Annotated in this window: 12 protein-coding genes; 10 read left to right on the forward strand and 2 right to left on the reverse strand. The window is 62.4% G+C overall.

Features of this window, described 5'->3' with window-relative positions; all coding sequences use genetic code 11:
• Positions 1 to 37: 37 nt before the first annotated feature.
• Entirely contained in the window at positions 38 to 745 is a 708-nt protein-coding gene (locus Q0L48_RS00120; protein ID WP_296715925.1) for a M15 family metallopeptidase, read from the reverse strand.
• A gap of 146 nt (positions 746 to 891) precedes the next feature.
• Between Q0L48_RS00120 and apaG the strand changes: the two genes are divergently transcribed.
• Together apaG and Q0L48_RS00130 are read left to right on the forward strand one after the other, a co-directional pair.
• Positions 892 to 1305, forward strand: a complete 414-nt coding sequence (apaG, locus tag Q0L48_RS00125) for a Co2+/Mg2+ efflux protein ApaG (protein WP_296715926.1) — start codon at positions 892 to 894, stop codon at positions 1303 to 1305.
• A gap of 39 nt (positions 1306 to 1344) precedes the next feature.
• Positions 1345 to 2133 carry a LysR family transcriptional regulator gene (locus Q0L48_RS00130; protein WP_296715928.1) on the forward strand — a complete coding sequence of 263 codons (789 nt, stop codon included), beginning with the start codon at positions 1345 to 1347 and terminating at the stop codon, positions 2131 to 2133.
• A 183-nt stretch (positions 2134 to 2316) separates the two neighbouring features.
• Here the strand turns inward: Q0L48_RS00130 and Q0L48_RS00135 are convergent, their stop codons facing one another.
• Complete coding sequence (locus tag Q0L48_RS00135; RefSeq protein ID WP_296715931.1) at positions 2317 to 2853, reverse strand: hypothetical protein; 537 nt, start codon at positions 2851 to 2853, stop codon at positions 2317 to 2319.
• Between the two features lie 449 nt (positions 2854 to 3302).
• Here Q0L48_RS00135 and Q0L48_RS00140 point away from each other — a divergent pair, with 449 nt between their 5' ends.
• The 8 genes from Q0L48_RS00140 (at position 3303) to rplC (ending at position 11630) form a co-directional block, all read left to right on the forward strand.
• Complete coding sequence (locus Q0L48_RS00140) at positions 3303 to 3815, forward strand: SLATT domain-containing protein (RefSeq protein ID WP_296715933.1); 513 nt, start codon at positions 3303 to 3305, stop codon at positions 3813 to 3815.
• Positions 3812 to 4585, forward strand: a complete 774-nt coding sequence (locus tag Q0L48_RS00145) for a nucleotidyltransferase (protein WP_296715935.1) — start codon at positions 3812 to 3814, stop codon at positions 4583 to 4585. The genes Q0L48_RS00140 and Q0L48_RS00145 overlap by 4 nt, the downstream gene beginning before the upstream one ends.
• 827 nt (positions 4586 to 5412) lie before the next feature.
• The gene (gene rpsL / locus Q0L48_RS00150; RefSeq protein WP_006831873.1) at positions 5413 to 5784 is read left to right on the forward strand and encodes a 30S ribosomal protein S12; all 372 of its coding nucleotides are present in this window, start codon (positions 5413 to 5415) and stop codon (positions 5782 to 5784) included.
• A gap of 141 nt (positions 5785 to 5925) precedes the next feature.
• Complete coding sequence (rpsG, locus tag Q0L48_RS00155; protein ID WP_072675064.1) at positions 5926 to 6396, forward strand: 30S ribosomal protein S7; 471 nt, start codon at positions 5926 to 5928, stop codon at positions 6394 to 6396.
• A 109-nt stretch (positions 6397 to 6505) separates the two neighbouring features.
• Entirely contained in the window at positions 6506 to 8638 is a 2133-nt protein-coding gene (fusA, locus tag Q0L48_RS00160) for an elongation factor G (RefSeq protein WP_296715965.1), read from the forward strand.
• A gap of 94 nt (positions 8639 to 8732) precedes the next feature.
• The gene (gene tuf / locus Q0L48_RS00165; RefSeq protein ID WP_296715966.1) at positions 8733 to 9923 is read left to right on the forward strand and encodes an elongation factor Tu; all 1191 of its coding nucleotides are present in this window, start codon (positions 8733 to 8735) and stop codon (positions 9921 to 9923) included.
• A 333-nt stretch (positions 9924 to 10256) separates the two neighbouring features.
• Entirely contained in the window at positions 10257 to 10568 is a 312-nt protein-coding gene (gene rpsJ, locus Q0L48_RS00170; RefSeq protein ID WP_017665146.1) for a 30S ribosomal protein S10, read from the forward strand.
• Between the two features lie 267 nt (positions 10569 to 10835).
• Positions 10836 to 11630 carry a 50S ribosomal protein L3 gene (gene rplC, locus Q0L48_RS00175; RefSeq protein ID WP_296715969.1) on the forward strand — a complete coding sequence of 265 codons (795 nt, stop codon included), beginning with the start codon at positions 10836 to 10838 and terminating at the stop codon, positions 11628 to 11630.

Raw genomic sequence — 11630 nt, forward strand, 5'->3', positions numbered from 1 at the left:
ACACGGGGAGCCAGGAGTAACGCACATAGAAGGCATCTCAGCCCGCCGTTACTGCCTCCAGCGGCACATCCATGATCGGATAGCGTCGCCACTCGGCCCAATCGTAGTGCCACCATTCATTGGCGAGCGGGACGAAGCCCTCGGCTACCATCCAATCTTCCAGCATGCGGCTGGCTGCCAGCGCCTCGGCAGGTGCTGCGGTGTTGCTGCGATAGGCTGCGGGGGTGAAATCGTCATAGGGGCTGGGCATTTCCACCTCGATCCCGCCCCGGTGCAGGCTGAGATCGATCGAACAGCCGCGATTGTGGCGCGATCCGCTGGCCGGATCGGCGACGAATTCGCGTTTTGCGGGCGGGGTTGCGTCCCACATCATTTTTGTGATGCGCCAGGGGCGGTATGCATCGAAGATCAGCAGGCCATATCCCGCCGCCTCGGCGCGGGTCTGTACGCGGGATAGCGCTTCGGCAACGGGCCGCTGCGTCACTGCGCGGGGCAGGGGATAGAGCACGCGGCCCATGAAATTGGCGGGTGTGGCATAGCGGATATCCAGCCGCAGGCGCGGATCGAAGCGGGCGAGATCGACAAGATCGGGCGCCGCGTTCGCCGCAGGATCGGAAGGCATTCTGAGCGCGGGCGCGCGGGTAGCGCAGCCGCCCAGCACCGCCGTCAGCCCGCCCGCGCCGATCCCGTACAGCATCGCGCGGCGGGACAAGGGCAGGGCGCCGTGCAGCCGGTGGTCGATCATGTCCGTATCTCTCCCGAAAGGCGCGCGATTTGTGCCGCGCCCCGGCACCGCAGGCAAGCAAATCTCGGCGCATACGGGATACAGGGTGGATTAAGCGCGTTGCCCCTCTTGTGACCCTGAACAGAATCGTTACCTTGAGGCCCGACATGAAAGAGCTCTTCCAGCACGCTGCCACGACCGACGGGGTCACCGTCCGGGTTGCCGTAAACTACCTGCCCGAACAGTCTCATCCTGAGGCGGGCAAGTGGTTCTGGGTCTATCACATCCGGATCGAAAACGCCTCGCACGAGCCGTTGCGGCTGCACTCCCGCCACTGGCGCATTACCGACGGGCGCGGGATGGTGAACCATGTCGATGGCGAGGGCGTGGTGGGCGAACAGCCGCTGCTCGCGCCGGGGCAAAGCCACGACTATGTGTCGGGCTGCCCGCTGACCACGGCGTTCGGATCGATGGAGGGGTTCTACACCTTCCAGCGTGCCGATGGCGCGCCGTTCGAAGTGCGTATCCCGTTTTTCCCGCTCTCCGCGCCGGAGACCGCCGAAGGCCGCTCGCAGCGCTGATGCTTGCGGTGCGCTGCGCTCGGGCCTAATCGCGTCGGCGTGAAGCGCACCCATCTCCCCCTCAATGCCCTGCGCGTGTTCGACGCAGCGGCGCGGCACCTGTCGTTCACCCGCGCGGCGGACGAGCTAGCCGTGACCCCCGCCGCCGTCGGCCAGCAGATTCGCGCGCTGGAGGATGTGCTGGGCGTCGTCCTGTTCCGCCGCACGTCGAAGGGGCTGGAACTCACGCCCGAAGGCACAGCCGGGCTCGACCCGTTGCGCGAAGGCTTCCTCAGGTTCGAGGAAAGCGTCGACGCGATGCAGGCGGGGCAGGCGTCTGACCGATATACCATCGCCGTCCCGCGCGAATTCTACGCCGAATGGCTCGCCCCCCGGCTGGCGCGGTTCCAGGCGGGCACGCCGGGCGTCCAGTACATCCTCGCGCCTGACGAGCACGCCGATTTCACCGAGGCGAACCTCGACCTTGCGATCCGGCTGGTCGACGGGCCGGGCGAGCTGGAGGGGGTGCAACTGGCCCCCGCCATGCGCGTCACCGTCGCCGCGCCGGAGCACCGTGAGGCATGGATCGACTGGCCCGGCATGACCCTGCCGGAAGGCGTGAACCCCTGCATCCGCGCCGGCAGCCCCGGACAGGCGCTCGCCTCGGCGATGGCGGGGATGGGACGCACGATCCTGCCGCTGGCGCTGGCCGAGGCGGCGATCGCGCGCGGCAGCCTGACGGTGCTGGAAGGGCCGGAGCCTGCGCAGCGCGCCTACTGGCTGCTCGCCCCCCCGCCGCAATGGCGCGCCAAGAAGGTGCGGAGTCTTGTCGGGTTTTTGAGTAGCTGAGTTCAAGTTCAGCGGGATTTTGTGTTCCGGGAGTTTTTGTGTTCCGCACGCCATCCGGCGTGCGAAATCCTCGCTCATGCGGCCTGAAGGCCGCGTCGCTGCGGGCGGCCTTGCAGGTGTGCTTTGCACGTCTGCGCCTTCGGCTTCGACTCCGCCCTTGCGGGCCTTCGGCCCGTTCTTGCGCTAGTCTTCGGCGTAGTCCTTTTCCTCGCTCAAAACCTCTTCGCGGATGTGTTCGTAGAGCCAGTGGCCGGGGCCGACTTCGCGCGCATCGATATATTGTGTGTGGCGGTGGCGGATCACGAAGGCGAGCATCGAGTTGACGCGGGGATTGGAAAGCCCCTCGGCCAGCGCCCGCTCGATCGCGCAATCCTCCAGCCACAGCACCCCCCAGCCCAGCGCCTCGTCCCACGCGGCAGCAAATCCCTCTGCACCCGGGCGTGCGCGCAGCTTGTACAGCGCTTCCAGACTGCGCCCGATCCGGATTGCCGCCGCCTTGACGATGCCGGTCGCGGCGAGTTCGCGGACGAATGCGCGCTGGAGATCGGGCGTGATCGAATTGCGGCGCGGGCGGCTGTGAAGATAAGGCGGGAAGTCGAGCAGCGGATCGCTGTCGGAGACCACCGCCGGTTCGAATTCCCACGCGACTTCGGAAGTGGCATGGCGCGGGATCTTGCGCTTGTTGCGCTTGCTGGGGGCGGGGGTTTCGGCGGAGTGCATGGGGGAGGGGTGGCAGGTTGAGGGGGAGTAGGAAAACACTTCCCGTCATTGCGAGGAGCGAAGCGACGCGGCAATCCAGAGCGATCCGCATGCCGCTCTGGATTGCCGCGCTACGCTCGCAATGACGAGGGAAGGGGAAGCCACCAACGGCGCGTGTGGCACCCAACGGCGCGCAGCGCCGCAAGGCCGGAGTCCAAGCCGAAGGCGCAGACGTGCGAAGCACACCTGCGCGGCCGCCGCGCCTTATGGCGCGTAGCCAAGCAGCGCGGGAAGCGAAGTTGAACAGCCGAAGGCTGGTCACCCGCTGCGCCGAGCGCTTGAGGGCGTAAACAAACAAACTCGCGGAGGGGAGGGGGTGGCGTCCTTCCCCCCTTTTCGTCGCCCCGGGCTTGACCCGGGGCTAGGCTTCCTGCTGTTATACCTGCAACATTTGGGTGATACACCGCGCCATGGCATCTGATCCGACGATATCAGCCTACGAGATTGGCAAAGAGCTTGAGCGGATCGAGGAAGACTGTATTCATTCAGGTAAATCGCACTTCAATGCGCATGAGCGTTGGAGCAGATATCACTATTGGCTGGGGATACCTGCTGTTATCTTTAGCAGTATAGCGGGACTCGCTTTCTTTCAGGATTATCCTCAAGTCGGTGGTGCCCTTTCTGCGATCGTGGCTGTTCTCACTGCGCTCTCCACATTCTTGAAGCCCTATGAGCGGGCGGCAGGGCACAAGAGCTCAGGTGATCAGTATCTTTCACTACGAAACGATGCGCGCGTATTTCGTACTATTAGGCTCAGCAATGCTTGCGACACCCAGAGCGCATTTAACGGTTTGGATGAATTCACCAAACGCAGAAACGAGCTAAACCAAGCCAGCGCGCAGTTTTCGAAAAGAGACTTCGTCAAAGCTCGAGCTGGTATCGAAGCCGGCGAAGCAGCGCACGCAGTTGATAAACCCGCATGACGGTCAATTCGTATCTCGTGAACAGGGCCAGCAACGCGATATTATCAGGCCCAGAGCAGGCTTCTATAAATGTGTCCATAAGTTCTCTCAAATCCCGCCTAGACAAATACTTCGGCTCGGATTTAACTAGTCACTTCCGTTTTGGTTCATCGACACGCAGCACCATCTTGCCGAGGAAAATGGATGAGAGTTCCGATATCGACTACATGGTCGTGTTCGCAGACGGTGGATTTACACCGCAAACTTATCTGAACCGGCTGCGAAAATTCGTCGATGCCTATTACTCTTCATCCGAATTTAAGCAGTCTTCGCCGAGCATCACGCTTGAACTCAATCACATAAAGTTTGACTTAGTGCCAGCGGTGACCAGCATTTGGGGTGACGGTTATCAAATCCCTAGCGGCCAAACGACCTGGCAAGGGACAAATCCGAATAATTTCAATGCAACTCTGACTGCTAAGAATACGGCCAATCACTCGCTTATCAAACCCACCATTCGGCTAATGAAATTTTGGAATGCGGTGAGTGGATACGTTTTCGAATCCTACCCCTTAGAGAAGTGGGTTGTTGAGCAATCCTACTGGCTTACCTACACTCAGCGCGAATATCTTTTCCAAACTGTCGACAAGCTTCCGGTTCCGTCAGACGCTCAGTGGCGGCGGGAGAAGGTTGAGCGTGCGAAACGTATTGTTGCTGAGACGCGAGAACTTGAAGCCGGTGGCTTTCCCTATTTAGCGGAGGCAGAGATTAAAAAGCTGATTCCCGCATAGATGATCGTTCGATCATCGACTGTCGGCTTCTTGCCGTAGTCTCCCGGTCGTGGTGGCTAGGGCCTAGGTCGTGCATCGCGTAGTTCCGTTCTTGACCCCACCCCACGCCGCTATGACGAACGCCAGCCCACCGGCCCCGCGAGTCCTTTGTTTTCGCCCTCAAGCGCCGGGCGGCGGACGTCCGTCCGCCTTGGCTTACGCGCCATAAGGCGCGGCGCGCGGTCGCGCTTGCGGCGCTGCGCGCCGGTTCATCGCCATGGGTAGGGGAGGTGGCTCCGCGCCCACCCCGCTGCGACTAACCTCGCCTGCGGCTCGCCAAGTCTCGCGCCCCTCCCGCAGGCGGGAGGGGGGACTCGCGCTGATACTCCCCTCCCGCTGGCGGGAGGGGTTGGGGGTGGGCGCGGCGTAGGACTGCTCTCCCCCTCCAACACTCGCGCTTGACCCCCCACCCAAACCCGCCTAAGGGCGCGCTTCATCCGGGGTCATACCCGGACAGAGCTGAACATTGGCGGCCCCGTCTTTCCCTCGCGGAAGGGCAACCGTCAAAGTAACCCGGTGGCCGAAGGGCCGGATTTGCGGGTGGAGCGTTTCAGTCTCATTCGTCATCCCGGCGCAGGCCGGGATCTCATGCCGCAGGCGGTTTGCTTGCGGCTCTGGGCCCCGGCCTTCGCCGGGGTGACGGGTTGGGCTTGATCTCTCCTCCTACATCTCCGGCACCCGTTCCACCCTCGACTCGATCCCTTCAGGGAAAGTGGGAACCGGATTGGCCTTTGGCCAGCTTCGCTTCCCCGCCCGGAAGGGTCGACAAAAAGGTGAAGTGAGAACTAATGCCGACAATCAACCAGCTGGTCCGCAAGGGCCGCGTCCCGCAGAAGGCCAAGTCCAAGGTCCCTGCGATGGAGCAGAACCCGCAGAAGCGCGGCGTTTGCACCCGCGTCTACACGACGACCCCGAAGAAGCCGAACTCGGCGCTGCGCAAGGTGGCCAAGGTTCGCCTGACCAACCAGCGCGAAGTCATCAGCTACATCCCCGGCGAAGGCCACAACCTGCAGGAACACAGCGTTGTGCTGATCCGCGGCGGGCGTGTGCGCGATCTTCCCGGTGTGCGTTACCACGTCCTGCGCGGCGTGCTCGATACACAGGGTGTGAAGGACCGCAAGCAGAGCCGCTCGAAGTACGGCGCCAAGCGTCCGAAGTAAGGTTCTACGCGGCCTACCGGCTTTGGCCCGCTCCCCCTCCCGGCTACCCTACGGGTTAGCATCTGGGTGGCCGGGAGGGGGAGCGGGCCGGAGCCGCAAGCCCTGACGGAGGTCAGGGCGCATTCCGAAGGAATTAAAAACATGTCACGTCGTCGTCGTCCCGAAAAGCGGGTCATCCTGCCCGATCCCCAGTACGGGGATCAGATCCTGTCGAAGTTCATGAACAACCTGATGTATGACGGCAAGAAGGCCGTTGCTGAAGGTATCGTCTACAGCGCGCTGCAGACGGTCGAGGCCAAGGCCAAGGCCGATCCGATCCAGCTGTTCCACGATGCGCTCAACAATGTGAAGCCGCAGGTCGAAGTGCGCAGCCGCCGTGTTGGTGGTGCGACGTACCAGGTGCCGGTCGAGGTTCGCCCCGAGCGTGCCCAGGCGCTCGCGATCCGCTGGCTGATCACGGCTGCGCGCGGTCGTCCGGAAACCACGATGGCAGCGCGCCTTTCGGGCGAGCTGATGGATGCCGCCAACAACCGCGGCAATGCGGTGAAGAAGCGCGAAGACACCCACCGTATGGCTGACGCCAACCGGGCCTTCTCGCACTACCGTTGGTAACAGATTGTGGGTTGGTCTGAAGCGGCGTCTTCCGGCTGACACAATCGTCACTATATGGGGGCCGAACCGCTGACACGGCGGCCCCCGACAGACGCTTAAGGAAACAACTATGGCCCGCGAGTATCCGCTGGAGCGCTATCGCAATATCGGCATCATGGCCCACATCGATGCCGGCAAGACCACTACGACCGAGCGTATCCTCTATTACACCGGCAAATCCTACAAGATTGGCGAAGTGCACGATGGCGCTGCGACGATGGACTGGATGGAGCAGGAGCAGGAACGCGGGATCACCATCACCTCGGCGGCGACCACCACGTTCTGGACCGCCGAAGATGCGACCATGGATCCGATGTCGGACCCCGACGCACTGCGCGCGGACATGCCCAAGCACCGCATCAACATCATCGACACACCGGGCCACGTCGACTTCACGATCGAAGTCGAACGCAGCTTGCGCGTGTTGGATGGCGCGGTTGCAGTATTCGACGGCGTCGCCGGCGTGGAACCCCAGTCCGAAACCGTGTGGCGTCAGGCCGACAAGTACGGCGTCCCTCGTATGTGCTTCATCAATAAATTGGATCGCACCGGCGCGGACTTCTATTACTGCGTGCAGTCGATCATCGACCGTCTCGGCGCGAAGCCGTTGGTGCTCTATCTGCCGATCGGTGCGGAGAGCAGCCTTGAGGGCGTGGTCGACCTCGTCAACAACCGCGGGATCGTGTGGCGGGACGAAAGCCTCGGCGCGAAGTACGAATTCATCGAGATCCCCGCTGACCTCGCCGACAAGGCAGCCGAATATCGCGAACGCCTGATCGAGACCGCTGTCGAGCAGGACGACGACATCATGGAGTCGTATCTCGAAGGCAATATTCCGGACGCGGCGACGCTCAAGTCGCTGATCCGCAAGGGCACCATGGCGCGTGCCTTCGTGCCGGTGCTGTGCGGCTCGGCGTTCAAGAACAAGGGCGTGCAGCCGCTGCTCGATGCGGTGGTCGACTACATGCCTTCGCCGCTCGACGTACCCGCGATCAAGGGCATCCTGCCCGACAGCGAAGAAGAAGCCGAGCGCCCCTCGAGCGACGAAGCGCCGTTTGCCGCGCTGGCGTTCAAGATCATGAACGATCCGTTCGTCGGGTCGCTCACCTTCACCCGCATCTATTCGGGTCGTCTGGCCAAGGGTCAGGTGCTGAACTCGGTGAAGGACAAGAAGGAAAAGATCGGCCGCATGTTGCTCATGCACTCCAACAACCGCGAAGACATCGATGAGGCATTTGCCGGCGATATCGTGGCGCTGGCGGGCATGAAGGACACCACCACCGGTGACACCCTGTGCGACATGGCCCATCCCATTATCCTCGAGCGGATGGAGTTCCCCGAGCCGGTGATCGAACTGTCGGTGGAACCCAAGACCAAGGCCGACCAGGAAAAGATGGGCATCGCGCTCAATCGTCTGGCGCAGGAAGATCCCTCGTTCCGCGTATCGACCGACCACGAAAGCGGTCAGACGATCATCAAGGGCATGGGCGAACTGCATCTCGACATTCTGGTCGATCGCATGAAGCGCGAGTTCAAGGTCGAGGCCAACGTCGGCGCGCCGCAGGTGGCGTACCGTGAATACCTCGCCCGCGAAGTCGACGTCGATTACACTCACAAGAAGCAGTCGGGTGGCTCGGGCCAGTTCGGCCGCGTCAAGGTCACCGTAATCCCCGGTGAGCGCGGTCAGGGCGTGATCTTCGAAGATGTTATCAAGGGCGGCAACATTCCGCGCGAATACATCCCGGCGATCGAAAAGGGCTTCCGTGAACAGGCTGCCAGCGGGCACCTGGTCGGCTTCCCGATCATCGATTTCAGCATCAAGCTGACCGATGGTGCGTACCACGACGTCGACTCGAGCGCGATTGCGTTCGAAATCGCCGCACGCGGTGCGATGCGTGAAGTCGCGCAGAAGGCCGGGATCAAGCTGCTCGAGCCGATCATGAAGGTCGAAGTGGTGACTCCGGATGATTATCTGGGCGACGTCATCGGCGATCTCAACTCGCGGCGCGGGCAGATCCAGGGCACCGACACGCGGGGCAATGCCCAGGCGGTCGAGGCGTTCGTCCCGCTCGCCAACATGTTCGGCTACGTCAACGAACTGCGCTCGTTCACGCAAGGGCGCGCCAACTACTCAATGCAGTTCTCGCACTATGACGAGGTTCCGGCCAACGTCGCAGCCGAGGTCAAGGAGAAACTTGCCTAAGCCGACCGATCGGTTTAGGGGCGGCGCCTGATTCAGCGGGCCCGCCGTTTTTCCCGCGAACACATCGTTTCATTCAAGAAGGTACACCAGAGAAATGGCTAAGGAAAAATTCCAGCGGAACAAGCCGCACTGCAACATCGGCACCATCGGTCACGTTGACCATGGCAAGACCACGCTGACGGCGGCGATCACCAAGGTGATGGCTGAAGTCTACGGCGGCGCCGCGGTGGATTTCGCCAACATCGACAAGGCTCCCGAAGAGCGTGAGCGCGGGATCACCATCTCGACCGCACACGTCGAGTACGAATCGGCTGCGCGTCACTATGCGCACGTCGATTGCCCGGGCCACGCGGACTACGTGAAGAACATGATCACCGGTGCCGCCCAGATGGACGGCGCGATCCTGGTCGTGAACGCTGCCGACGGCCCGATGCCCCAGACCCGCGAGCACATCCTGCTCGCCCGTCAGGTCGGCGTGCCGGCGCTGGTCGTGTACATGAACAAGGTCGATCAGGTCGACGACGAGGAAATCCTCGAACTGGTCGAACTCGAAGTGCGCGAACTGCTTTCGTCGTACGACTTCGACGGTGACAACATTCCGATCGTCAAGGGTTCGGCTCTGGCCGCTCTCGAAGGCCGCGATGACAACATCGGCAAGGATTCGATCATTGCCCTGATCGAAGCCGTCGACAGCTTCATCCCGCAGCCCGATCGTCCGGTCGACAAGCCGTTCCTGATGCCGATCGAAGACGTGTTCTCGATCTCGGGTCGCGGCACCGTGGTGACCGGCCGTATCGAAACCGGCATCGTCAACGTTGGTGACGAAGTCGAAATCGTCGGCATCAAGGACACCCGCAAGACCACCGTGACCGGCGTTGAAATGTTCCGCAAGCTGCTCGATCGCGGTGAAGCTGGCGACAACGTCGGTGCCCTGATCCGCGGCGTCGGCCGTGAAGAGGTCGAGCGTGGCCAGGTGCTGTGCAAGCCCGGTTCGGTCAAGCCGCACACCGAGTTCGAAGCCGAAGTCTACGTTCTGTCGAAGGACGAAGGTGGCCGTCACACGCCGTTCTTCGCCAACTACCGTCCGCAGTTCTACTTCCGCACCACCGACGTGACCGGCGAAGTGATCCTTCCCGAAGGCACCGAAATGGTGATGCCGGGCGACAACGTTTCGATCGGCGTCAAGCTGATCGCACCGATCGCCATGGACGAAGGTCTGCGCTTCGCAATTCGCGAAGGCGGCCGCACCGTCGGCTCGGGCGTGGTTGCCAAGATCACCAAGTAAGGTTCTGCTCCCTCTGGGAGCGTGACTGAACGCAAAGCAGGCCCGGCCGCTCGGAAGAGCTGCCGGGCCTTTTTGTGAGCAGCGGGCAGGGCGGAGGCTGGCAGAACGGCGTGGTCGTTTCATTGTCACGCAATTTCCTTTCCAATGCCCCTTGCCAGAATCCTACACGCTCCGTATAGGCGCGCATCCGCAGACGAGATTCGTCCCGTTTGTCACAAGTTTTGAAGAAGGCCGCCCGCTCTCGGGAAACCGGAAAGTAGCGGGGCCGGCCTTTGTTTTTGGGAAATGCCGGTGTTCCGGCAGATCCTTGGCTCTTTCGCATCGGTACAGGACATGGAAGCTCAGAATATCCGCATTCGCCTCAAGGCGTTCGACCACCGCGTTCTGGATCAGGCCACCGGCGAAATCGCCGATACGGCCCGTCGGACCGGCGCTCTTATTCGTGGCCCCATTCCGCTGCCGACGCGTATCGAGAAGTTCACCGTGAACCGCGGTCCGCACGTCGACAAGAAGTCGCGTGAGCAGTTCGAGGTGCGCACCTACAAGCGGCTGCTCGACATCGTGCAGCCCAACGCCCAGACCGTCGACGCGCTGATGAAGCTCGATCTGGCAGCTGGCGTGAACGTTGAAATCAAGCTGGCGTAAGCCGGCCGAAATGCCCCCGCTTTAAGCAGGGGCCTCTATCGTTGGGGCCAAAGCGCCCCACCTGACGATAGGGTGGATACCGCCGGATATTTATCCGGGCTGCGTCCCCCGTCTCGCTCCAGCGGCCATTCCGGCCTGCCAGAGCACTCAGCCCGGACGGGGCGATGCATGACAATTTGGGCTGAATGGGGCTGCGGCGTTTTGCGTCGCGGTCTCACACGCACCTGCGGATGGTCTGCAGGTGCCTCTGTTGAGGAGTAACTGACGATGCGCACCGGCGTTATCGCAAAGAAAGTCGGGATGACCCGCCTCTTCCAGGAGGATGGACGGCACGTGCCCGTAACCGTTCTCGCGCTGGAAGATTGCCAGGTGGTTTCGCACCGCACCGCAGACCGCGATGGCTATTTCGCAGTCCAGCTCGGCGCGGGCGAAGCCAAGCAGAAGAACGTTGCCAAGCCGCAGCGTGAACATTTCGCAAAGGCCGATGTCGGCCTGAAGAAGCGCGTCGCTGAATTCCGGGTCGAAGATGCCGATGGCCTCGTGCCGGTCGGATCGACCATCAGCGCCGAGCATTTCATCGCCGGCCAGATGGTCGACATCACCGGGCACACGCAGGGCAAGGGCTTTGCCGGCGCCATGAAGCGTTGGGGCTTCGGCGGTATGCGCGCGACCCACGGCGTTTCGATCTCGCACCGTGCTCACGGTTCGACCGGTCAGCGCCAGGATCCCGGCAAGGTGTTCAAGGGCAAGAAGATGGCCGGCCACATGGGCGATCGTCAGCGCACCCAGCAGAACCTCGAAATCGTCCGCACGGATGCCGAGCGCGGTCTGCTGTTCGTCAAGGGCTCGGTGCCCGGCGCGAAGAATGGCTGGCTGCTGGTTCGTGACGCCGTGAAGCTGCCGCTTCCCGAAGGCGTGCCGTTCCCCGGCGCTGTGCTGTCGAAGCACGCTCCGCAGGCCGAAGAGACCCCCTCGGTTGCCGAAACGGCTGCTGAAGACGTGGTCGTGACCGAAGCCGTCGAGACCGACGCTCCGGCCACAGATGAAAACAAGGAAGGCTGA

The sequence above is a fragment of the Erythrobacter sp. genome (assembly GCF_024305245.1).
Classification (GTDB): Bacteria; Pseudomonadota; Alphaproteobacteria; order Sphingomonadales; family Sphingomonadaceae; genus Erythrobacter.

Bases quoted from the DNA above. Each gene is read 5' to 3' on its own strand.
- rplC (WP_296715969.1), top strand. From the start codon at position 10,836: ATGCGCACCGGCGTTATCGCAAAGAAAGTCGGGATGACCCGCCTCTTC.
- Q0L48_RS00135 (WP_296715931.1), bottom strand. From the start codon at position 2,853: ATGCACTCCGCCGAAACCCCCGCCCCCAGCAAGCGCAACAAGCGCAAG.
- Q0L48_RS00120 (WP_296715925.1), bottom strand. From the start codon at position 745: ATGATCGACCACCGGCTGCACGGCGCCCTGCCCTTGTCCCGCCGCGCG.
- rpsL (WP_006831873.1), top strand. From the start codon at position 5,413: ATGCCGACAATCAACCAGCTGGTCCGCAAGGGCCGCGTCCCGCAGAAG.
- Q0L48_RS00145 (WP_296715935.1), top strand. From the start codon at position 3,812: ATGACGGTCAATTCGTATCTCGTGAACAGGGCCAGCAACGCGATATTA.
- rpsJ (WP_017665146.1), top strand. From the start codon at position 10,257: ATGGAAGCTCAGAATATCCGCATTCGCCTCAAGGCGTTCGACCACCGC.
- apaG (WP_296715926.1), top strand. From the start codon at position 892: ATGAAAGAGCTCTTCCAGCACGCTGCCACGACCGACGGGGTCACCGTC.
- Q0L48_RS00140 (WP_296715933.1), top strand. From the start codon at position 3,303: ATGGCATCTGATCCGACGATATCAGCCTACGAGATTGGCAAAGAGCTT.
- tuf (WP_296715966.1), top strand. From the start codon at position 8,733: ATGGCTAAGGAAAAATTCCAGCGGAACAAGCCGCACTGCAACATCGGC.
- rpsG (WP_072675064.1), top strand. From the start codon at position 5,926: ATGTCACGTCGTCGTCGTCCCGAAAAGCGGGTCATCCTGCCCGATCCC.
- fusA (WP_296715965.1), top strand. From the start codon at position 6,506: ATGGCCCGCGAGTATCCGCTGGAGCGCTATCGCAATATCGGCATCATG.